At 64.1% G+C, this 20,234-nt stretch carries 20 protein-coding genes and 1 pseudogene; 11 read left to right on the forward strand and 10 right to left on the reverse strand.

From position 1 onward, the window contains the following. Positions 1-3: 3 nt before the first annotated feature. Positions 4-1,194 (reverse strand): CaiB/BaiF CoA transferase family protein, encoded by a 1,191-nt coding sequence (locus AWC17_RS09935; protein ID WP_033722671.1) that lies wholly within the window; start codon positions 1,192-1,194, stop codon positions 4-6. 287 nt (positions 1,195-1,481) lie between these two features. On the opposite strand from AWC17_RS09935, the gene AWC17_RS09940 reads away from it, so the two are divergent. Next, positions 1,482-2,486 carry a CaiB/BaiF CoA transferase family protein gene (locus AWC17_RS09940; RefSeq protein WP_196233644.1) on the forward strand — a complete coding sequence of 335 codons (1,005 nt, stop codon included), beginning with the start codon at positions 1,482-1,484 and terminating at the stop codon, positions 2,484-2,486. Here the strand turns inward: AWC17_RS09940 and AWC17_RS09945 are convergent. Genes AWC17_RS09945 through AWC17_RS09950 form a run of 3 tightly spaced genes read right to left on the reverse strand, consistent with a single transcriptional unit; the run spans position 2,478 to position 4,494 of the window. Continuing rightward, on the reverse strand, positions 2,478-3,341 hold the full coding sequence (locus tag AWC17_RS09945; RefSeq protein WP_009953872.1) for a 3-carboxyethylcatechol 2,3-dioxygenase: 864 nt from the start codon (positions 3,339-3,341) through the stop codon (positions 2,478-2,480). The two genes, AWC17_RS09940 and AWC17_RS09945, sit on opposite strands and share 9 nt — an antisense overlap. A 54-nt stretch (positions 3,342-3,395) precedes the next feature. Next, positions 3,396-3,563, reverse strand: coding sequence for a DUF7156 family protein (locus AWC17_RS32625; protein ID WP_155254932.1), 168 nt, complete (start codon positions 3,561-3,563; stop codon positions 3,396-3,398). Positions 3,564-3,579: 16 nt separating this feature from the next. Next, the gene (locus tag AWC17_RS09950; protein WP_014382043.1) at positions 3,580-4,494 is read right to left on the reverse strand and encodes a spirocyclase AveC family protein; all 915 of its coding nucleotides are present in this window, start codon (positions 4,492-4,494) and stop codon (positions 3,580-3,582) included. Between the two features lie 232 nt (positions 4,495-4,726). Between AWC17_RS09950 and AWC17_RS09955 the strand changes: the two genes are divergently transcribed. Continuing rightward, positions 4,727-5,767 carry a spirocyclase AveC family protein gene (locus AWC17_RS09955; protein WP_011724954.1) on the forward strand — a complete coding sequence of 347 codons (1,041 nt, stop codon included), beginning with the start codon at positions 4,727-4,729 and terminating at the stop codon, positions 5,765-5,767. Between the two features lie 6 nt (positions 5,768-5,773). Here the strand turns inward: AWC17_RS09955 and AWC17_RS09960 are convergent, their stop codons facing one another. Then, positions 5,774-6,364: a TetR family transcriptional regulator gene (locus tag AWC17_RS09960; protein WP_011724955.1), complete on the reverse strand. Its 591-nt coding sequence runs from the start codon at positions 6,362-6,364 to the stop codon at positions 5,774-5,776. 167 nt (positions 6,365-6,531) lie between these two features. Between AWC17_RS09960 and AWC17_RS09965 the strand changes: the two genes are divergently transcribed. Beyond that, positions 6,532-7,722 (forward strand): cytochrome P450, encoded by a 1,191-nt coding sequence (locus tag AWC17_RS09965; protein ID WP_011724956.1) that lies wholly within the window; start codon positions 6,532-6,534, stop codon positions 7,720-7,722. 23 nt (positions 7,723-7,745) lie between these two features. On the opposite strand, the gene AWC17_RS09970 is transcribed toward AWC17_RS09965, so the two are convergent. Then, positions 7,746-8,666, reverse strand: coding sequence for a TIGR03619 family F420-dependent LLM class oxidoreductase (locus AWC17_RS09970; RefSeq protein WP_011724957.1), 921 nt, complete (start codon positions 8,664-8,666; stop codon positions 7,746-7,748). A gap of 241 nt (positions 8,667-8,907) precedes the next feature. Here AWC17_RS09970 and AWC17_RS09975 point away from each other — a divergent pair, with 241 nt between their 5' ends. Genes AWC17_RS09975 through AWC17_RS10000 form a run of 6 tightly spaced genes read left to right on the forward strand, consistent with a single transcriptional unit; the run spans position 8,908 to position 14,446 of the window. After that, positions 8,908-9,273 carry a DUF4286 family protein gene (locus tag AWC17_RS09975; protein ID WP_009953881.1) on the forward strand — a complete coding sequence of 122 codons (366 nt, stop codon included), beginning with the start codon at positions 8,908-8,910 and terminating at the stop codon, positions 9,271-9,273. Continuing rightward, a complete protein-coding gene (locus AWC17_RS09980; RefSeq protein ID WP_047322056.1) occupies positions 9,273-9,881 on the forward strand; it encodes a nitroreductase family protein in 609 nt (202 codons plus the stop codon). Before AWC17_RS09975 ends, AWC17_RS09980 begins: the two co-directional genes overlap by 1 nt. A gap of 19 nt (positions 9,882-9,900) precedes the next feature. Beyond that, positions 9,901-12,051, forward strand: coding sequence for an acyl-CoA dehydrogenase family protein (locus tag AWC17_RS09985; protein WP_011724959.1), 2,151 nt, complete (start codon positions 9,901-9,903; stop codon positions 12,049-12,051). Positions 12,052-12,064: 13 nt separating this feature from the next. Further along, complete coding sequence (locus tag AWC17_RS09990; RefSeq protein ID WP_009953884.1) at positions 12,065-13,201, forward strand: thiolase C-terminal domain-containing protein; 1,137 nt, start codon at positions 12,065-12,067, stop codon at positions 13,199-13,201. Continuing rightward, positions 13,198-13,608 carry a Zn-ribbon domain-containing OB-fold protein gene (locus AWC17_RS09995; RefSeq protein WP_033722650.1) on the forward strand — a complete coding sequence of 137 codons (411 nt, stop codon included), beginning with the start codon at positions 13,198-13,200 and terminating at the stop codon, positions 13,606-13,608. The genes AWC17_RS09990 and AWC17_RS09995 overlap by 4 nt, the downstream gene beginning before the upstream one ends. A gap of 16 nt (positions 13,609-13,624) precedes the next feature. Continuing rightward, positions 13,625-14,446 (forward strand): mycofactocin-coupled SDR family oxidoreductase, encoded by an 822-nt coding sequence (locus AWC17_RS10000; protein ID WP_011724961.1) that lies wholly within the window; start codon positions 13,625-13,627, stop codon positions 14,444-14,446. 19 nt (positions 14,447-14,465) lie between these two features. Here the strand turns inward: AWC17_RS10000 and AWC17_RS10005 are convergent, their stop codons facing one another. The 4 genes from AWC17_RS10005 to AWC17_RS10020 all read right to left on the reverse strand — a co-directional run bounded on the left by AWC17_RS10005 (position 14,466) and on the right by AWC17_RS10020 (position 18,091). After that, positions 14,466-15,584, reverse strand: coding sequence for a phosphotransferase (locus AWC17_RS10005; RefSeq protein WP_011724962.1), 1,119 nt, complete (start codon positions 15,582-15,584; stop codon positions 14,466-14,468). A gap of 103 nt (positions 15,585-15,687) precedes the next feature. Beyond that, positions 15,688-16,134 (reverse strand): Zn-ribbon domain-containing OB-fold protein, encoded by a 447-nt coding sequence (locus AWC17_RS10010; RefSeq protein WP_020188798.1) that lies wholly within the window; start codon positions 16,132-16,134, stop codon positions 15,688-15,690. Continuing rightward, positions 16,131-17,273 carry an acyl-CoA dehydrogenase family protein gene (locus AWC17_RS10015; RefSeq protein WP_009953890.1) on the reverse strand — a complete coding sequence of 381 codons (1,143 nt, stop codon included), beginning with the start codon at positions 17,271-17,273 and terminating at the stop codon, positions 16,131-16,133. The genes AWC17_RS10010 and AWC17_RS10015 overlap by 4 nt, the downstream gene beginning before the upstream one ends. Continuing rightward, positions 17,270-18,091, reverse strand: coding sequence for an SDR family NAD(P)-dependent oxidoreductase (locus tag AWC17_RS10020; RefSeq protein WP_009953891.1), 822 nt, complete (start codon positions 18,089-18,091; stop codon positions 17,270-17,272). Before AWC17_RS10020 ends, AWC17_RS10015 begins: the two co-directional genes overlap by 4 nt. A gap of 118 nt (positions 18,092-18,209) precedes the next feature. Here AWC17_RS10020 and AWC17_RS10025 point away from each other — a divergent pair, with 118 nt between their 5' ends. After that, positions 18,210-19,655, forward strand: a complete 1,446-nt coding sequence (locus AWC17_RS10025) for a class I adenylate-forming enzyme family protein (RefSeq protein WP_009953892.1) — start codon at positions 18,210-18,212, stop codon at positions 19,653-19,655. Positions 19,656-19,955: 300 nt separating this feature from the next. Next, positions 19,956-20,234, forward strand: a pseudogene (locus AWC17_RS10030) (hypothetical protein); the annotation flags it as partial.

Raw genomic sequence — 20,234 nt, forward strand, 5'->3', positions numbered from 1 at the left:
GAGCTATGCCGTCGTAACACCAGCGGCGATGAGTTCGTCGGTCGCCTGTGCGGAATATCCCAACTCGTGCAAAATCTTTCGGCTGTGCTCGCCCAGCGCGGGCACGTCACCAATCACCGGATCGACGCCTGCCAGGCCCGCGGGCGGCGGCAGCGCGGCAGCCGGACCGCCGGGCGTCTGAATCTCGTGCCATCGATCCCGGCCGACGAGTACCGGATGTAGCCACAAGTGATCAACACCGTTCATGCGCGCGTGCGCCACGCCGGCGCTCTGCAGGCGCGCTTCGAGTTCTTCAGCGCTCAGCCGCGCCGCCACGGTGGTGATAATCGACTCCAACTCATCGCGGTGCGCTACCCGATCAGGGTTCGTAGCGAACCGCGGTTCGTCGACGAGATCTCTTCTTTCCAAGACGATTTCGCAGAACCTCAGCCATTCGGCTGAATTCTGCACGCCCAGCAACACGGTGCCGCCGTCGCCCGCGGTCACCGGGCCGTACGGGGCGATCGTCGGATGCCGCGCGCCGGTGCGTGGTGGCGCCTTTCCCCCGTAGCGGCCGTAGTAGAGGGGTTGGGACATCCATTCGACCAACGCGTCGAATAACGACACCGAGACCGGCCGCACCGCGCCGGTGGTGGCGCGGGTGTAAAGCGCGGTGAGGATTCCGGAGAAGGCGAACATGCCGGCGGCGATGTCGGCGATCGATACACCGGTGCGCGCCACCTCCGCCGGCGAACCGGTCACCGACAACAACCCGGCCTCGGCTTGTACCAAAAGGTCGTAGGCCTTGCGGTCGCGCCAAGGTCCGTCCTGTCCATAGCCGCTGATGGTCGCCGTGATGGTCCGTGGGTGCGCGCGCGCCACCGATTCGGTGTCCAAGCCCATCCGAGCCGCGGCACCCGGCGCCAGGTTTTGCACCAGCACGTCGGCGCCCTCGAGTAGACGCTCAACGATGCGTCTGCCCTCGGGCTGCTTGAGGTCGACAGTCAACGACTCTTTGCCACGATTGAGCCAGACGAAGTAGCTCGACTCCCCGTGCACTGTGCGGTCGTAGCCGCGGGCGAAATCGCCGCCCTGCGGACGCTCGACCTTGATTACCCGTGCGCCGAGGTCCGCCAGCTGTCGGGTGGCGTACGGCGCGGCGACCGCCTGCTCGAGGCTCACGACGGTTATGCCGGCCAGTGGCGCACTCGTCATGTCGCCGGCGAATTCCGGGCCGGCTGACCGGTCCAACCGCCTGCCTCGTATTCGGCTGTAATACCCGAACCGCGGACGCACACAGTGCAGCACCCCCGAGGATTAGATGACGGATACGTCAGAAAATCATATCAGGATGACCTCGTAGCCCCTGGATGCATTGCGCAGACAGAAAACACCATATGTATGCGGTGTCAGATTATGGCTAGGCTCATCAGGTGGTAGATAGCTGCCCGCAGGCACCGGCGGGTCCTCTGAATGGCATCAAGGTCGTCGAACTCGCGGGCATGGGACCCGGGCCACACGCCGCAATGTTGCTCGCCGACCTGGGTGCCGAAGTGACGCGGGTTCAGCGGCCCGGGGGTGGTGGTGGGGGCGCCCAGCTGCGTGGGCGCCGGATCGTTTTCGCCGATCTCAAAGACGCCGCCGAGCTCAACGGGGTGCGCCACCTCATCGACGATGCTGACGTTCTCATCGAGGGGTTCCGACCCGGCGTCGTCGAACGCCTCGGCCTCGGACCTGACGAATGCTGCCGTCGTAACCCGAGATTGGTTTACACCCGCATAACCGGATGGGGCCAGACCGGTCCCCGAGCTCGACAGGCCGGCCATGACATCAACTACGTCGGCCTCACCGGATTGCTTCACGCCATGGGTGACCCGGATCGTCCGCCGGCGCCACCCCTGAATCTGGTCGGCGACTACGGTGGTGGCTCGCTATTCGCGGTCGTGGGCGTCCTTGCCGCCTTGCTAGAGCGACACGCCTCGGGGCGAGGCCAGGTGATCGATGCCGCGATTGTCAACGGCGCACCGATGCTGGGCCACATCCTGTGGGCGATGCTCGGCGACGGCCGGTGGTCAGACGGGCGGGGTGACAACATCTTTGATGGCTCGGCGCCGTTCTACCGCACCTACGAATGCGCGGACGGTGGCTACGTCGCCGTGGGTGCGCTTGAACCGGCCTTCTTCGCCGAGTTGCTGCGGCTGCTGGAGATCGACCCGGACACTCTGGGCCCGCAACGGGAGCGTGCCGGCTGGCCCGCGATGCGGGATGCCCTGTCGGACAAATTCCGGGAGGAAACTCGGGACCACTGGGCGCGGGTTTTCTCGGATAGCGACGCATGCGTCACGCCGGTTCTGACCGCGACCGAGGCGATCGACGATCCGCATATGCGGGCACGCAACGTGTTCGTCGACATCGATGGGATCCGTCAACCGGCGTCCGCGCCGCGCTTCTCCCGAACCCCGGCCGCGCAACCGCGGCCCGCGCGCGTGGCGCCTCGATCACGCTGACGCAGCGACGGCCATCCCGGTGATCCATTCCGGCACAGGCTCATAGACCATCGGGGTTACCGGCCGCCCACCGCCCGCGGCGCCCGCGGCAAGCCAGGTCCTGACCTCGTTGGCGCCCGCGCCCGCACGGGTGTGGGCGGTGTCGACGAGCCGAATCAGCGAAGCGACGTCCCAGTTCGACATGGCGTCCAACACTTCGGCGTCCCAATCGGGACGGATCTTGGTGCGCGCTGCCGCCATACCCTCGGCGATGATCCGAGCCCGGTCTTCGTCGCTGAGGTCGTAGGTATCGACCTCCAGACTCGGCGGGGAATGTGACAACCCTCCGGTCCCGATCACCAGCACCCGCTCGGCGATCCCGTCGAGGAACCGGCCAACTTCCGCGCCGAACTCGGCCACTCGACGGCCAGTCGGAAGCGGAGCCGTGGCACAGTTCACCGGCAGCGGGATGACCGGCTTGACCGCCAAGTCGCCGAGCAGATCCCGAACGGGCTGGGCGAACGCGTGATCCAGTCCGATGTCACGACATGCCGCGACGTCGAACCCGGCCGACAGCAGGTGTTCGCACAGTCGGCGTGCCACCGCGGACGGGACATCAAGGTTGCCGGCCGGGTGGCCGCCTTCGGCCAGAATCGATGCGGACAACGCGACCCCGAAGGCGGGTACCACGTGTCGAAACGCGCGGCGGTGGTCACCGCCGAACACGATCACCACGTCGGGATCGAAGTGTTGCGCGCGTTCGGCCGCCGACGTCAGTGCCGAGCGGAACCTGCGACCGAAGGCGCGTTCGACATCGCGCTCCTTACCCGGGCTGTGGCTTGCACAGACAACCAGCCGCTCTGGCGTCACGTCCATCACCTCCGCTAGAAGTGACACTAATGTTAGATCAGTCGCCGGCCGACCACGGCATCACACCGTAATGACGATGCCTTGCGTCAACGCCACGATGACGCCGAGGATCACGATGAACGCCACGCATGCCGCGACAAGCCGGACGGTTTCTCGCTGCAGCGCGGCATTGGTCTGCGGAGGAAGAAAGAATTCAGCGGGCAGCTTGTTCATGCGTTCGCTTGCCACCACGACTCCTTTCGGATCACGGAATGTAGGGGCTGTCGGCGCCGGTCACGGTGCGCAACACCACCAGCGGAATGATCAGGAACACAAAGAAGGTGACCTGGAAGATGATGAACCAGGCGCCCAGTCGCAAGATTTCGAAGCGCCACCGCGGAATCGCCACGTCGTAGTTGAGGTAGTCGTCGAATTCTTGCTGCTTGGTCGAGACCAATTGCTTGGTGGCAACGGCTGTCCCGCCGCGACTTTCGGTGTCGGCAGCCGGATGCAATGCGGTCCGCGGGACGGTGAAGCGATCTAACCGGCAGAATCGCTCAATATGGTTGAGGCCGCGAATCGGCGGTTTACCGGCCCAATAGGCGATCAGGTTGGGCCATATGCACATGATGCCGATGGTCCAGAGCAGTGTGATGCGACCGCCGTTGCCCCACTCCAGAACCGGCCCCATGCCGGGATCGTAGGTCCACCATCCCATCGCCGTGGCGGTGCCCTCGACGGCGAAGTCCCAGATGTAGTTGACTGGAATCGCAAGCACCAACATGGATTTGAGCATGCTCCAGCCGAACCGTGCGGACACCCATTGACTCAGCCACAACACCAGAAGCGCGTGCACTCCCCAGTACACCGCGTAGGCGAACGGCATGAACAACGGATCGTTACGGGTCTTGATCGGTAGCCATTCGAGCAGATGGTGCTGGGCGAACGCCGGGCTGTAGAAGAGCATCTGGCCCCAGTCCCCGATGGTCTCCATCCAATACACCGCGAGGCTGTTGAACAGGAAAAGGAATCCCCAGGTCAGGCGCCGACGACGAATGACGTCGGCGATCGCCAGAACGATGAAGATGCTGCCGGCGATCGGTATCACCCAGTTGAAAAACCAGACGCCAGATGGGTTGAGGGTTGCCGGTGGTGCCAATTGTGATGTGGCGAAGAGCATCGTTGCCTCTCAGCTGGAGGGAGCGGACCCCATTCCGTTCAGCCGATCTTCTACATATGTAACCTAGTTGACTATATTTCGTTTGTCACCAGAATCTGTGATGGAGTGTGCCTCCGCTGTATGACGGCTTGAATGCTGCGGCATACCGGTTGCGGTCCGGCATCCGATGCCGGACATTGACACTATGACAGTGAACTGTCATCTTTGGTAGGTCGTGCCAAAGGAGCTACTAGTGACGGATCTGAAGTCCTCTAGCCGGGCAGAGCCATCGGCCATCGAGCCTCCGCAGATCAAGACGATTCGGCCGGTGCTGTTCTGGTCGAGCCTCGGCGCGGTGTGCGTAATAATCGCCGCCTACGTCTATATCTCGTGGATCGCGTCGGGCAATGCGACCCGGGTGAATCCCGGTCCCGACCCGATCCCCGCGGCCACCCACTGGGCGATGACCGCCTTCCAGATCGCCTGCCCCATACTGGCGATGGCTGCCATCGGCTACGTTATCCGCAAGAGCGTGCGCGAGCGTCAACTCTGCGTCGAAGCTGCCATCGTGATCGGATCGGCAATCGCATGGTGGCACGACCCGCTGATCAACTGGTTTCAGCCGGCGCTGTTCTATAACGCCGGCTTGCTCAATTTCGGCAACTGGACGCAGAACATCCCCGGCTGGCTCAGCCCCGACGGTCGATTGATGGCTGAGCCGGTGCTGATGATCGGAATGATCTATATCTGGATGCCGCTGGCCATGGGCTCGATCGCCCGGTGGACCATGGGACGGGCGCGGCACCGATGGCCGACGCTGGGGCCCGTCCGCACCTTCTGCACCGGTTGGCTTGCGGTGTATGTCATCGAGTTTCCGCTCGAGATCTTTGCGGTGCGCCACGGCCTGCTCGGCTATCCGGCGTCGATTCCCGGCGTCACGCTCTGGGCGGGTCAGACGATGCAGATACCGCTCTACGGCCCCATCCTGTGGTCGCTGGTGCTCAGCTCCAGCGGAGCGCTGATGTTCTTTCGCAACCGCGCCGGCCAGATCAGGGTGGAGGCGGGTGTGGAGACGCTGGGGTGGGCAGGGCCATGGGCCAGAGGACTGCTGAGGGTGCTCGCGGTCACCGGGTTTCTGCACGTGGTGGCGATCGGCGTGTACGACCTGCCGGTGAACTTCGCGGGCCTTTACGCGGGGCCGACCCAGACCTACCCGAGCTATCTGCGCACGCAGTACTGCGGACCGGACACCCCGCGGGCGTGCCCCGACGGCACCCGTTTCGACGATCGCTAGCTCGCCCTACTTCAGTACCGCGGGCAGGGCGGCGAACTCCTGGCGGATCAGGTCGTCGAGTGAACGGCCTGGCGTCGAAAGCCACTGATTGAGGGCGCGCTCGACGAGCAGCATGCCAACGGCCGCCAAGAGCCGGCATTCGCTGTCGGGGGCGGGCATCCGGCGTCGTTCGGCGATCACCTGAGCGACGGTCTCGGCGTTGGCCTCGTGGTTTTTGCGTTCGCGGCCCAGCAACACGAGCGACGACGCGACGGCGTCGTGATACTGCGCGATCCGTTTACGGATGCGCTTGAGTCCTGGTGCAAGCAACGCGAATGAATTCGCCAACGCCTCGAAGTCTGATGCCTCCTCCGGTTGAGCGAGGTAGACCCCGCTCACGGCGTCGATGAAGTCGTACTCGCCGAAGAAAAGCACCGACTCTTTGGTTGGGAAGTAGCGGAAGAAGGTCCTCGGCGAAACGCCCACGCTCTCGGCGATCTGGTCCGTGGTGGTCTCGTCGTAACCGTTGGTGCTGAACAGGTTCAGGGCCGCGTTCAGCAGCGCATTGCGGACCCGGTCCGCATGCGCGTCCCGCGGTGATCGGTCGCCCCGGGCCATCCGCCATCCCCTTTCCCGTCTGGGTGTCCCGACAGTACAACGACTCCGGGTGCCGGCACATCGTTGACACTCGTGGTGATACCGACGATACTTCCCAATATATGACAGTGCACTGTCATAGTGTTACTTGAGCGCCAGCCGGCGCGGGTAGGGAGGATCTCGTCTCAATGACCGAGCTTGGCATCACCGGAACGCTGAACATCAACGATCTGCCCTTCGCGGAGGACCGCACGCGCGCTTGGCGGGAGCTGCGGGAGGCCGGCGAGGCGGTGAGTTCTGGCGAGGAGGTCGTGCTCACCAGTGCCGAGGCCGTCGAGTTCGCGGCCAAGAAACCTGAGATCTTCTCGTCGGCACGGGCTTTCGACCGGCTGGGAAGTCCGGTTCCGTTGGTACCGATCGCGATCGATCCGCCAGATCACACCCGCTTCCGCCGAATGCTTGACCCGTTCTTCGGCCCGAAGAAAATGGCCGAGCGTGAGCCCGAACTACGCAGGCAGGCGGGCGAGTTGATCGATGCCATTGTCGCGAGCGGTGAGTGCGACGTGGTACCCGATCTCGCGACACCTTTTCCCTCCCAGGTGTTTTTGACACTGTTCGGGCTGCCCATGGCCGACCGCGACCGGCTGGTGAAGTGGAAGGACGCGATCTTGCAGTTCACCGATCCGAGTAGCACCGAAGCGACCCCGGAGGTGATGGCTCATGCGCTGGAACTGTTCAGCTATTTGACCGAGCACATCGCCGAGCGGCGCGCCGATGCAACCGGCAACGACATGCTGACCCAGTTGATCCAAGACACCGACGAGGGCGGAATGTCGGACAACGAGATCCTGGGCCTGTGCTTCATGTTCGTGCTGGCCGGGCTCGACACCGTCACCTCCGCCGTCGGGTTCTCCTTGGCCAGGCTGGCGGCCGACGACGACATGCGCCGGCGTGTTGCGCATGACTTCACGCTCATACCGGCGTTTATCGAAGAAATCTTGCGCGTCGACGGTCCTGTTCCGTTTGCGCCACGTGTCACCACGGAGGGGGTCGAAGTGGCGGGCAGGTTCGTGCCCAAGGACACCACGGTCATGCTCAGTTATGGCAGCGCCGACCGCGATCCGCGTCGATACCAGGATGCCGACCAGATTCATCTCGACAGCAAGGTCGTGCACTTCGCATTCGGGCGTGGACCGCACCGGTGTCTGGGTTCACATCTGGCGCGTCTCGAACTACGGCTCATCCTCGAGGAGTGGCACTCACGCATTCCCGAATACACTCTGGCGCTGGGCAAGCCGCCACAGATGCCCTGGCCGACCGGGACGATGTCGCTGCAATCGGTGCCGCTGAACATCAAGCCGTCGTCGAGGGGTCAATAGATCTCGCGGCTGTCGCGGAACGCTCATCCGACCTTGGGGATGATTTCCTCGGCTACCCACTGCATGTGGTCGAGGTAGGCGCTGAGCCCGTCCAGCGCTGGTGGGTTAACCCACGTGTCCGTGACGCCGCGCTCGGCCAGCATGTTGCAGTTGTCGATGACCTGCTGGGCGCTTTGGCCGAACTGCGCATTCGGGTCGTCGACGATGGCGTGTTCCTGACCGACGGACAACACCGCCAGGCTGTAGAACACCGAAAACGGCCGGTCGTCGAACCCGGGCTGCGAGCGTAGGTAATCCAATTTGGCCGGCAGCTCGTCGGGCTTGGTGAGCCATGGCGCCCAGCCATCTCCGAACCGGGCCGCCCGGCGCAGTACCGCGTCGGCGTCTCCGCCCATCCACACCGTCGGGTGCGGTGTGGAGATCGGCTTGGGCCCGAACGCGACGTCGTCGAACTTGACGAATTCACCGTCGTAACTTGGCGAATCGCTATGCCACAACTCGAACATCGCCTCGAGATATTCGTCTGCCATGCGGCCGCGCTTGGTGAACGGGACACCGATCGCGTCGTACTCCTCTTTAAGCCAGCCGACACCGACGGTGGTCTGAGCGCGACCGCCACTGAGCCAGTCGAACGTTGCGATCTGCTTCGCGGCGATGATCGGATTGTGCAGCGGCAGAATGGTGACCATCGAGCCGACGGTGATCGTCGAGGTGGCGCCTGCGACGAAGGCCTGGGCAGTGGTGGCGTCGAAGTAATGATCCCCGGACAACTCGAGATGAGCCGTCGGGGTGAGGAAGTGCTCTGGCAGAAATACCATCGAATAACCCAGCTGCTCGGCGTGTTGGGCGACTCGCGCAATGTCGGCACCGGAGAGCTGATGTTCCCAGGGCTGCGTGATGGCGGCGACGTGCATGCAATTGGGCAGGTAAACCGTGAATCTCATCTGGCGCCTTCCGATTTCGTGGTCCGGGGGCGGAGCGCCGACTGAATGGTTCTCGCGCACCCGACCGTGGCCCGCCCATTATGGCAGTCTACTGACAAACGTCAAGGTTCCGGCGGCCGACCCAGCCGGTTCGGCGCCCGGTCAGGTCACGCCATCGGCGAGCCATGAGTCTGACGTTGACTGTGACAGTGGACTGTCATATTGTGGGTCCAATCCCTGGTTGTTGCGAAAGGCGTGTCACGTGGCTCCGAACCTGTTTATAGCGCTCACCAACCCGATCGAGGGTGAAGATGATGCCTTCAACAAGTGGTATGACGCTCAGCATGTACCGGAGGTGCTCGACGTTCCGGGAGTGGTTGCGGCGCAGCGTTACGACATCACCGAACTGAAGGTGCCCGACGACGAGGATCTGCCGGCCCAGCTCCCGCCGCCGACCCACCGTTACATGGTGATCTACGAGCTGGACAACGAGCCCGATGTCGTCATGGCGGAATTTCTAAAACGTGTCATGGCCGGAACCCTCACACTAGGGGAGTGGCTTGATCTGACCACGGTGTCGCTCACGGGATGGACGCCGCGCGGCGAACGCGTGCAGGCGGACCGCTAGTGGGCGAGCTGCTCGCCGGTATTCGCGCCCAGCGGGCGTGTCGGCGATTCGACCCGGACGGCAAAGTACCCGATTCCGACGTCGAGCAGATGTTGGCGGCCAGCGTGCACGCGCCGAGCGCGGAGAATTCTCAGCCCTGGACGTTCATCGTGGTTCGCGACGAGGGCAACCGTGCACTTCTCGCGTCTTGGTGGACGGAGACGTGGAATGCCGGCGGCGGCGACTTCGTCAAGCAAAGCGTCGAAGACAAGGTGCTGGTCGCCGACCTCGAATTCGGTTTCAGCAAAGGCGGCTTCGCCGCGGCGCCGGTTGTCATAGTGGTGTGCGCCGACACGGACCGCGTGCCGGAGATCTATGCACCGTCGTCGATCTACCCCGCCGTGCAGAACATGCTGCTTGCCGCTGCCGACCTGGGATATGGCTCGTGTCTGACCACCGGTCTGACTACCTTTGGTGTCGATCGTGTGCGGGAACTGCTGCAGCTGCCGCAGAACCTGATACCGATGGCCGCGGTCTACGTGGGCCTGCCCGCACGCAAGCTTTCACCACCGCGCCGCCGCCCGGCGACGTCGGTGACCTACCGCGAGGCTTTCGGTAACCCGTGGTGACCAGAACGGAGAGCTGCCAATGCCATTGGCGATAACCGAAGATCATCGCGCGCTCGCCGAAGTCGCGGCCGCGATGGTGGCCGGGCGCGCGGGCACCGTGCGTGCCCGCCGGATCCTGCTCGACCGCGAAAAGAGCGGTGCGTGGTGGTCGACCGATGGGCTCTGGAAAGAGATGGTCTCCACCGGGTGGCTTGGGCTGCACATCGACGAAAGATTCGGCGGTCAGGGTTACGGACTGCCTGAACTGACGATTGTGTTGGAGCAGCTCGGTCGCGCCGCGGTGGGTGGGCCATTTCTTCCCACGGTCGCGGTGTCCGCGGTGATCTCCGAAGTAGGGACCGACGAGCAGCGTGAGCGGTGGTTGCCGCGCCTGGTATCCGGTGACGTGGTCGCGGGTATCGGCACGAACAGCGATGTCGCCGTTCGTGATTCGACGGTCTCAGCGGCTGCGGTGCCCGCCCTGGCCGAAGCGGCCGCCGACCTTTTCTTGCTTCCTTCCGGCGACGACCTCGTCCTGGTGCAGGCCGGTGACGGGGTCAGCATCCGAACCATTGACTCAGTGGATCAGCTGCTCGCACCGGTGATCGTGGCCAGCCTGGACTCCGTTCACGTCGCCGAGGTTTTCCCCGGCGCAGCCGGGGTAGCGGTGCGGATCCTTCGTCTGCTGGCCGCGGCCGAAGCCGTCGGCGGTTTGGGCGCCTGCACCGAGATGGCCACGGCGTACGCCGTCGGCCGTGAGCAGTTCGGTAGGCCCATCGGCTCGTTCCAGGCGATCAAACATCACTGCGCGAACATGCTTGTCGACACCGAGCTCGCCACTGCCGCGACATGGGACGCCGCGCGCGCCGTCGGTGCGGAGGCCGAACTGGCCGCCACGATGGCCGCCGGACACGCGCTGACCGCCTATCAGCGGGTGTCGCTGCAGAACGTGCAAGTGCACGGCGGCATCGGCTATACGTGGGAGCACGACGCCCACCTCTACATCAGGCGGGCCACCGTCCTGCAGGCCTTCGCCGGTGATCAGGATGCACTGCGGGACAAGGTCATCGCGCTGCAGCTCAACGGCGTGCGCCGGCGTCAATCGGTGGACCTACCCGAGGGTGCCGAGCAATATCGGCAGGCCGCCCTGGATTTCCGTTCCGAACTCGAGGCGTCCGACGCCGTTGAGCGCCAACGGCTCTGGGCGCGTAGCGGCTATCTGCAACCGCACTGGCCCGCGCCGTACGGACGGGCCGCTGACAGCGTCGAGCAGTTGATCATCGAGGACGCACTGGATGGGTTGGACAAACCCAGCCTCGGACTCGGCGAATGGGTGGTTCCGACGCTCCTGCAGCACGGCAGCAAGGAGCAGGTAGACCGATTGATCTGGCCGAGCCTCGAGGGCGAGCTGCGGTGGTGCCAACTCTTTAGTGAGCCCGGCGCGGGCTCGGACGCGGCGGCAGTTGCCACCAAGGCCACGCGGGTCGCCGACGGCTGGGTGGTCAGCGGTCAAAAGGTATGGACCAGTGATGCGGTGAATTGCCAACGCGGGCTGGCCACCGTGCGCACCGATCCGAAAGCGCGTAAGCACAAGGGCATTACGGCGATGATCATTGACCTCTCCGATCCGGCGGTGCGGATCCGCCCGCTCACCGAGATCACCGGCGAGACGCTGTTCAACGAAGTCTTTTTCGACGACGTCTTCGTGCCCGATCGCGACGTGGTCGGCGCCGTGAACGACGGCTGGAGCGTGGCGATGGCGGCGTTCGGCAACGAACGGGTGTCGATCGGCGGTGGCTCTGTCACCATGACGGCCGAAGCTTTGATCGATCTGTTGGAGCGGCACCGACCCGGCGACAGTGGCGTTGCCCGCGAGGTCGGTGCATTGCTGATCGAGTCCTACACCTTGGCCACGCTGAACCTGCGGCAGGCTGCCCGCGCCGTCTTCGACGCCGGGGCCGGGATCGAAGGCAACATCGCCAAGCTGTTCGGGGCTGAGCATGCTCAGCGGGTGGCAGAGTTGGCGCTGCGGATTGCCGACCGGGCCATCCTGGTCGGTGAGGAACCCGAAGTTGTGCACGACTATCTGTTCAGCCGGTGCCTGACTATCGCTGGCGGTACGTCGGAAATCGTCAGAAACCTGATCGCGGAGCGCATTCTGGGCCTGCCCCGCGATCCGGCGCCTAAGTAGATCGGAGAGCCACATGACCTGTGCCGTCGTCGGGATCGGTCGTACCGAGTACTCCCGCAACTCCGGCCGCACCACCCGCGGGATGGCCGTGGCTGCCTGCCGCGATGCCATCGCTGATGCCGGCCTCACGCCGGCCGACGTCGACGGCATCTGCACCTTCATGGCCAACGACTCCGAGCAGCCGATCTTCGTCGGATGGGCGCTTGGCATCGACGAATTGGCTTGGGCCAACGCCATGTACGGCGGCGGCAATCTCGTGGCTGACCAAATCGCCACCGCCGCCGCGGTAATCGAGGCCGGCATGTGCAAGGCCGTGCTGGTGTACCGGTCACTGAACGGCCGCTCGGGCTACCGGTTCGGCCATATTGAGGGACCGATGCAGGTGCAGCACCACGACCAGTTCGACACGGCGTCCGGTTTCATGGTGCCGCCGCAGTGGTTCGCGATGTGGGCCCGTCGCCATCAGCATGAGTACGGTTCCACCAGCGAGGATTTGGGGCACATCGCGATCACTCAACGCAATCATGCGGGGCCTAACGAACACGCTCTGAGACGCGAACCGCTGACCATGGACGACTATCTGGCGGCGCGCTGGATCAACGAGCCGTTCCGGGTACTGGACTGCACTTCGGAGGTCGACGGCGCGGTAGCGGTGCTGATCGTCGGAGAGGACATCGCCCGCAACACCAAGCAGCCCCCGATGTGGCTGGTCGGATCGTCGAATTCACAGGGTGGTGCCGGCTGGAGCGAGTGGGACGATCCCACCGAGATGTACTCGCGCACAGCAGGACCGAAGATCTGGGAGAAGACGGGGCTTACCCCTGCCGACATGGATGTCGCCTGCATGTACGACTGCTTCACGTACACGGTGATGGCGACCATGGAGGGTTTCGGCTTCTGCGAGAAAGGCGAAGTGGGCAAGTTCTTCTCGACCGGACGCGCCACCTACGGCGGTGACGTGGTGGTCAACCCGCACGGGGGGCTGCTGTCCGAGGGCTATATTCACGGCCTCAACCACCACTACGAGGCAGCGCTGCAACTGCGCCACGCGGCTGGTGTGCGTCAGGTCGAGGGCGCTCAACTGGCACTGGTGACCGCGGGCGGCGGGCCCTTCGGTGGTGCGAACGTCTACAGCAAGGAGCACCCGTGACGAATCCTGCACTGGTAGCCCCAATTCCGGTACCCGACCCTGATTCGGCGCCGTATTGGGAGGGTCTGAAGAACGGTAAGTTGATGTTGTGTCGCTGCGACGACACCGGGAAATGGATCCATCCGCCGTTGGAACGCAGCCGGTACACCGGTGGTCCCGTGCACTTCGAGGAAGTCAGCGGTGACGGCACGATCTTCAGCTACATCGTCGTCCGGCAGGCCCTGGTTCCCGGCCGTACGCCTCCCTATGTCGTCGGGCTGGTTGAACTTGCGGAGCAGCCGGGCTTGCGGATCAACGCCGTCATCGACGTCGATCCCGCCGACGTCCGAATCGGACAAGACGTTGAGCTACGCATCGTCGATCTCGGCGAAAGTGGTTATCGCATACCAGAATTCGTCATCAAGTAAAGGCTGGGAGTGGCAGATGGGCAGAATGGACGGTCGAGTCGCCTTCATCACCGGAGCTGGCAAGGGCCAGGGACGGTCGCACGCTGTCCGGTTAGCCGAGGAAGGTGCCGATATCGTTGGTGTCGATATCTGTCGCCAACTCGACGGCGTGCTGTATGCGATGGCCACGCCGGAAGACCTCGACGAGACCGTCAACTTGGTGGAGAAGACCGGTCAGCGGATGATCGCCCGTCAGGCTGATGTCCGCGACCGCAAAACACTACAGGCCGCTTTCGACGATGGCGTCGCAGAATTCGGCTACATAGATACGGTGGTGGCTAACGCGGGGATCGTATTGAACCGGGTCGACGAGCCTGATCCCGAGGCGGCGTGGGAACTCGGCATCGGCGTGCTGCTCACCGGTGTGTGGAACACCCTGCAGATCGCAAGCGCCCACATGATGAAGTCCGATCGCGGCGGTGCCATAGTCGCCACCAGCTCGATGGCTGGTCTGAAGGCACTGACTGACGGCAGCGGCGGCGCGGATGCGTACGCCGCGGCTAAAATCGGCGTCACTGGACTGGTAAGGGCCTACGCACAGCGTATGGCAGCCAAAAATATCCGTGTCATGGCGATCGCACCGACCGGTGTCAACACCGCCATGATCGTGGAGAATCCGGCGCTGTTCGAGGTGATCGCCCAGAATGAGCATCTCGCTAAGGCGATGACTAACGCCCTACCGGTGACGGTGATCGAACCGTCTGATGTCTCGGAGACGGTGTTGTTCCTCGTCTCGGACAGTGGCCGGTATTACACGGGCACAACGCTAATGCTCGACGCCGGCATGAACATGACCTGACGGCTGCTGCCGCACGGAGTCAGCTCAACACCGTGCCGGTGCCCAGGTCGTAATAGGCCTCCGCGAAGCGGCCAAGCACCGCGCCCACGACCTCGACCGAATACATCTGGTCGGGCGCGATCGCCCACATGCAGAAGCCCCAGGCCGGGCTCTGGCGATACGCGGTCCACATGGACTCGCGGTCGGGTAGCGAGGTGACGCCGGCGTCGAGCAGCCGGCCGCGATAGTTGTCCAGCAACTCGCGCTCGTGGGCCCGCCGAAGCTCCGGGGATAGCGCGGCGATCAACGCATAGCCGACGTCGTGTGACCACGAGCCGCGCCGAATCAGCTGCCAGTCGAGGAGACCCATTCGGCCGTCGGGCAGCACATACGTGTTGCGTGGGTGTGGATCCCCGTGCAGCACCGTGACCGGCTCGCGGGCCACCCGGTCCTGGAGTCTCCAGAAAGCGGCCTCCATACCGTCCATGTCAGTGCCGGCAGCATCGAGCAGCGCCTTCTTGTACGGGGCATCAACGAGAGCGCGGATTATCGCGAACCCGTTGTCGCGCAGAAAGTGTGCGAACCCGCCGGTGACGGGGTCCTGTAACCAAGACAGGTCGCCGCCGTTCGCCAGCCGTCGGCTGCCCCAGAACGGAGCGTGCAGTTGGCTCAACGTTGCGAGCAGCGCGTCGGCCTGCTCGACAGTAAGGCCGGCTACCGCATCGGGGACCTGCGCGCCGCGCAGTGTGATGTCCTCTCCGAGGATCAGGAACTGCGACGGGCCGTCGAGGTGGTCGGCGAAGTAGGTCGTCATGGTCTCGACGCTCAGGTCTGGGCGCAGGTCGCGGTAGAACCTCGTCTCGTCGTCGTACAACACGGTCCCGCCGCCGCCTTCGGACAGCGACTCATCGAACGCCTCCGGCAGGTCGTGCACAGTTCCCAATTGCGTTTTGATGAAGAGCCGCTGTGGAAGTCGGGTTTGCGGATCGGCGTAGGCCACGTCGAGGTGCAGGTGCGAGGTAGTGCCCTGCCAGGTGTGCCCAATCGTGACGCGGGTGACCGTCGCCTCGGGATCGTGTCGGCGTAACAGCGACGTCAGAATCGCAGGCGTGATGTCCTCGGCGGACTGAAGCGTGACGTGCAGGGCTTGTCCGGTCATCACAATCCTCATCTGTGAGATTCAACAATGACAGTCGACTGTCACGTTATCACCGGACCCAAGGCATGAACTGGTTTTGGGACCCTTTGGATGGACCGGCTTACTACCTCGTCTTGACCGGCCGGAACAGCGGCACCCACACCCGGCTGTCCTCTTCGCCCGAGAGCGCGGTCCAGTCTTCAAAGAACACCTCGACGGCCATCCCGACGCTGATCGCCTCCGGGGCAACGTCGACCACATTCGAAATCAACCGGGTATCGGGTTCCTCGGCAAGCTCCACCATCGCCACGATGTAGGGCGGTTCGAAACCAGGAATCCAGTTCTGGCGGTTCACCGTATATGCCGCGACTGTTGCCCGGCCGGAGACGGGTTCTGGTGCAACGTCGGTGCTGCGACAGCGCCAGCAGGCCGGGCCCGGCGGGTGAAAGAAGTGGCCGCAGCCGTGGCAGCGGGTGATCAGTAATTCGCCGTTGCGACCACCGGTCCAGAACGCAAGCGACTCGGCGGTAGGGCTGGGCGCCAATCGCAACTGGGGACGTTGGTAGTTCATGATCCGACCAACGATCGACCGATCACCAGCCGCTGAATCTGGTTGGTGCCCTCGAAGATCTGGGTGATCTTGGCTTCGCGCATGTAGCGCTCGACACGGTAATCCCTGGTGTAGCCGTAGCCGCCGAACACTTGCACGGCGTCGGTGGTGACCTTCATGGCGGCATCGGTGGCGATCAGCTTCGCCACGGAAGCGTTGCGCGAGTACGGCAGTCCTGCGTCGCGGCGCCGCGCCGCGTCCAGGTACGTGGCACGCGCGGAGTCGACCGCGGCAGCCATGTCCGCCAGCAGGAAAGCCAGGCCCTGATGGTCAATGATCTTGCGACCGAACGTCGTTCGTTGCTGAGCGTAGGAAACGGCCTCGTCGAGGGCTGCCTGCGCCAGTCCGACGGCTACCGCGGCGATGCCCAGGCGTCCGGAATCCAATGCACTGAAGGCGATCTGCAGGCCCTGCCCTTCGGCGCCGATCCTGCGTTGGGCAGACACGAGCGCATTGTCATAGTGCGCCGTGGTGGTCGGAATGGCGTGCAAGCCCATCTTCTCCTCGGGTTTGCCGAACGTGAGTCCTTCGGTGTCTTTATCGACCAAAAAGCACGAAATACCTTGTCCACCTTCACCAGTGCGGGCGAATAGGCTGTAGAAATCGGCTATGCCGCCGTGGGTGATCCAGGCCTTGGCGCCGTTGACGCGGTAACCACCGTCGGTCGCGGTGGCCTTGCAGGTCAGGGCGGCGGCATCGGAACCGGCCTGCGGCTCGGACAAGCTGTAGGCGCCAATCGTGTGACCACCCAGCATGGTCGGCAGCCACTCCTGCTGCTGTTCGTCGGTGCCGAACGCGATCAACGGATGGCAGGACAGGACGTGGACGCTGACTGCTACGGCGACTGCCGCCCACCGAGCCGCCAACTCCTCGAGAACCTGTAGGTACACCTCGTACGGTTGCCCGCCACCGCCCCACTGCTCCGGGTGCGGCAGTGTCAGCAGCCCGGTCTCACCCAGGGTGGCAAAAACTCCCTCGGGATAGGTCTCGTTCTTCTCATGCTCATCGACGATCGGATCAAGCACCTTGTCCGCGACATCGGCCGCCAGTCGAACCAGTTCGCGTGCTTCGGGTGTCGGCAGCAGTCGGTCAACGGTCATGGATGGCTGTCCTGCCACTCGCAACCGGTCAATTCGGCAGAGATGTCCCAGAGTCGTCGCGCGCTGTCCGCGTCGCGGGCCTTGTGTCTGAGTGTGGTGGGCTTTGGTTTTCCCCACTGGTGCATCAGGCCGCGCGGCGCGATGTAGGTGCCGTTGGGCAGCGTCGTGGTGATCGCCTGAATGGTCGAGCGGGCACCGTCGGCCGGGCTCTGCGCGATATGTGGCGAGAGCACTCGGCCTGCCCACTGCAACACGCCCGAACCGTTGCGGGTGATCCCGGTGTCGGTCATGCCGGGATCGGAGGCGTAGGCGGTCTTGCCGCGGGCGACCAGTTCGCGCACGAACAACAGGTTCGCCAGCTTGGACTCCCCGTACGCCGACCACGGGTTGTAGCGGCGATGGTGGTAGTTGAGGTCGTCGAAGTGCATACGGGCGGTGTTGTAGTTGGTGCTGGCCACCAGCACGACCCGGTCGCGGATCCGGTCGCCGAGCAGGCACGTCAACGCGAAATGGCCTAGGTGATTGATGCCCATGTGAGCCTCGAAGCCGTCGGCTGTCCGAGTCAGTGGCAAGCCCAACACACCGGCGTTGTTCACCAGCACGTCGACGTAGTCGACGGTGTCGGCGAACTTGCGCACGCTGGTGAGGTCGGCCAGATCCAGCTCGCGCACCGTGACGTCGCCGGGCATCGACGCTGCGGCTTGGTGCGCCTTCGTCAAGGAGCGGCAGGCGATGACCACTTCGTGGCCGGCAGCGGCCATTGCGTGCGCGGTCGCCTTCCCGACGCCACTGTTTCCACCGGTGACGATAATGCGCACGGTGCGACGGCCTCCTTCGTACAGTCCACACAAACAGTAAACTATTTATCGCTTTGGTGAAACGGTGAGGAGAGATGTTGAGAGATACCCACCCGACCAGTCCGGTTCAATCACTCGGATGACGTGGCTCGAGCGGATTTGCGCAGTCCACGAACGCAGTGAACGCGTGGCGGTCATCGGCGAAGTGGGCTCTGTAAGTGGACGCGAACTGATCGGTAAGGCGGTCGCGGCCGCGGACCTGCTCTGCGACCTCAACGTGCCGGCAGGTCAACCGATCCCCGCGTTGCTCACCACCAATGCCTGCGCGCTTGCCCTGCTGTTGGGCGGCGCCGCCGCCAACAGACCGCTCGCTTTACTTGGGCCGCGGCAGACTCCGACAGAGCTGGCCGCAATGGTGCGTCGGAGCGGCTCGCCAGTCCTGCTCGTTGAGGCCGAGTTCGCCGGGGCTGCCCGGCAGGTCGCCGACGCGGTTGGGATACGGGCGGTGACAATACCTTTCCTGCCGGTGTCGGATCGGTCGTTGCATCCGGAACCAGGTCCCACGGCGATCTACCTGCACACTGCGGGAACGACCGGATTCCCGAAGGCCGTTCCACTCACTGAGCGAGTGCTCGACGCTCGCGCTACGCTTTTGCGTCGCCTGATCGAGATTGACCCCGACGACCGCTACGCCACCGGCTCACCGCTGCATCACATTGGGGGACTGGGCAACGTCCTGGTGGCGCTCACGGCCGGGGCGGCGGTTATCTGTACCAACAGATTCTCCTTCGATTGGTGGCACAGCCTGAAGCAACTCGGTGCCACCCACTGTCTACTCGTTCCGACCATGATCGAGATGCTGCTCGGCAAGGGGCTACTCGACGCGGTTCCGCTGAAGACATTGATCTACGGTGCCTCGCCGATCACCGTCGACACGTTGCGACGCGTTCTTGACGTGTTGCCCGACGTCGCGATGGTCAGCCTCTACGGCCAAACCGAGGGCAGTCCGATCACCAGCTTGGGCCCAGCGGACCACCGGTTGGCCGCGGTTAAGGATCGCGACATTCTGTCTACCGTCGGCCGGCCGGTGGACGGCCTTCGCCTGCAGATCGACGAGCCGGACCCGGCAGGAATCGGCGAAGTGTTCGCCGCCGCGGCCCACCTTTCCGGCCAGGCGGCCGACGGATGGCTGCGCACCGGTGATCTGGGTGTGGTGGATGCCGACGGTTATCTCCGCCTCTGCGGTCGTCGGCACGACATGGTGGTTCGCGGTGGAGAGAACGTTTATCCGCTGGAAGTCGAGAATGTGCTCAGCGCCCACCCCGGGGTTGCCGCCGTCGGCGTCGTGGGCGTGCCAGAGACGCGACTCGGAGAAACCCTGGCCGCGTTCATAGTTCCTACAGATTTGGTGCATCCGCCACGGCCCGAGGAGCTAGGGTCTTTCGCCCGGGTCAAGCTCGCCGGTTTCAAGATTCCACAGTATTGGTATTCGGTCACCGAGCTGCCGCTGAACAGTGCAGGCAAAGTCGTTCGCGCCACACTTCGGGCGGCACATCTTGAGCGTCAGCACGGCGCGTCAACTTGAGTTATCTGCACACGCCGGACCAGGAGGCGGGGGCGTCGCGCTCCCGAGGATCTGGCGTAGGCGCAACTGTCGGAGCCCTACCCGTTGGCCCATCTCACCGATGGGAATCCCGATCAGGGTCGGCCAGGGCGTGGTCTGCCTGTACTTCTATGGTGACGCACCTGGACCTTATCCGTTATATAGTTTAACGTCTGGATCTATGCCCACTGCCGTGCGAAGCCGATCAGCTCAACGGGTGGACCAAGGTGCACTTTTGGACCCAATTGTGGCGATGCAGGCCACACGTTCGAGCCGCCAACCATGAAGCGTTGGAAATCGCTGGCTGCTTTGATCGCCGGCGCAGTTGCCATCGCCGGGCTCCTGTTGTCGTCACCACCGCGTGTACATGCCGCTCCGGCGCCCGAGGTCGAGTACGTGTACGACGTGGTGGTGCGGCGGCATTACGGATTTCCTGACAATGACGCGCTGGGCTATGGCCACGGAATTTGCGACAAAGTCGGCCGGTCGTGTCCCTGCCGCGGTGTAAAAGAATCCGGACGTAGGTTCCCTCGAAGACCGGCAAGTCTGATGGAAGGAGCG

This window comes from Mycobacterium nebraskense, assembly GCF_002102255.1.
Lineage (GTDB): Bacteria > Actinomycetota > Actinomycetes > Mycobacteriales > Mycobacteriaceae > Mycobacterium > Mycobacterium nebraskense.

Bases quoted from the DNA above. Each gene is read 5' to 3' on its own strand.
- AWC17_RS09935 (WP_033722671.1), bottom strand. From the start codon at position 1,194: ATGACGAGTGCGCCACTGGCCGGCATAACCGTCGTGAGCCTCGAGCAG.
- AWC17_RS09940 (WP_196233644.1), top strand. From the start codon at position 1,482: ATGGGACCCGGGCCACACGCCGCAATGTTGCTCGCCGACCTGGGTGCC.
- AWC17_RS09945 (WP_009953872.1), bottom strand. From the start codon at position 3,341: ATGGACGTGACGCCAGAGCGGCTGGTTGTCTGTGCAAGCCACAGCCCG.
- AWC17_RS09950 (WP_014382043.1), bottom strand. From the start codon at position 4,494: ATGCTCTTCGCCACATCACAATTGGCACCACCGGCAACCCTCAACCCA.
- AWC17_RS09960 (WP_011724955.1), bottom strand. From the start codon at position 6,364: ATGGCCCGGGGCGACCGATCACCGCGGGACGCGCATGCGGACCGGGTC.
- AWC17_RS09965 (WP_011724956.1), top strand. From the start codon at position 6,532: ATGACCGAGCTTGGCATCACCGGAACGCTGAACATCAACGATCTGCCC.
- AWC17_RS09970 (WP_011724957.1), bottom strand. From the start codon at position 8,666: ATGAGATTCACGGTTTACCTGCCCAATTGCATGCACGTCGCCGCCATC.
- AWC17_RS09985 (WP_011724959.1), top strand. From the start codon at position 9,901: ATGCCATTGGCGATAACCGAAGATCATCGCGCGCTCGCCGAAGTCGCG.
- AWC17_RS09990 (WP_009953884.1), top strand. From the start codon at position 12,065: ATGACCTGTGCCGTCGTCGGGATCGGTCGTACCGAGTACTCCCGCAAC.
- AWC17_RS10000 (WP_011724961.1), top strand. From the start codon at position 13,625: ATGGGCAGAATGGACGGTCGAGTCGCCTTCATCACCGGAGCTGGCAAG.
- AWC17_RS10005 (WP_011724962.1), bottom strand. From the start codon at position 15,584: ATGACCGGACAAGCCCTGCACGTCACGCTTCAGTCCGCCGAGGACATC.
- AWC17_RS10010 (WP_020188798.1), bottom strand. From the start codon at position 16,134: ATGAACTACCAACGTCCCCAGTTGCGATTGGCGCCCAGCCCTACCGCC.
- AWC17_RS10015 (WP_009953890.1), bottom strand. From the start codon at position 17,273: ATGACCGTTGACCGACTGCTGCCGACACCCGAAGCACGCGAACTGGTT.
- AWC17_RS10025 (WP_009953892.1), top strand. From the start codon at position 18,210: ATGACGTGGCTCGAGCGGATTTGCGCAGTCCACGAACGCAGTGAACGC.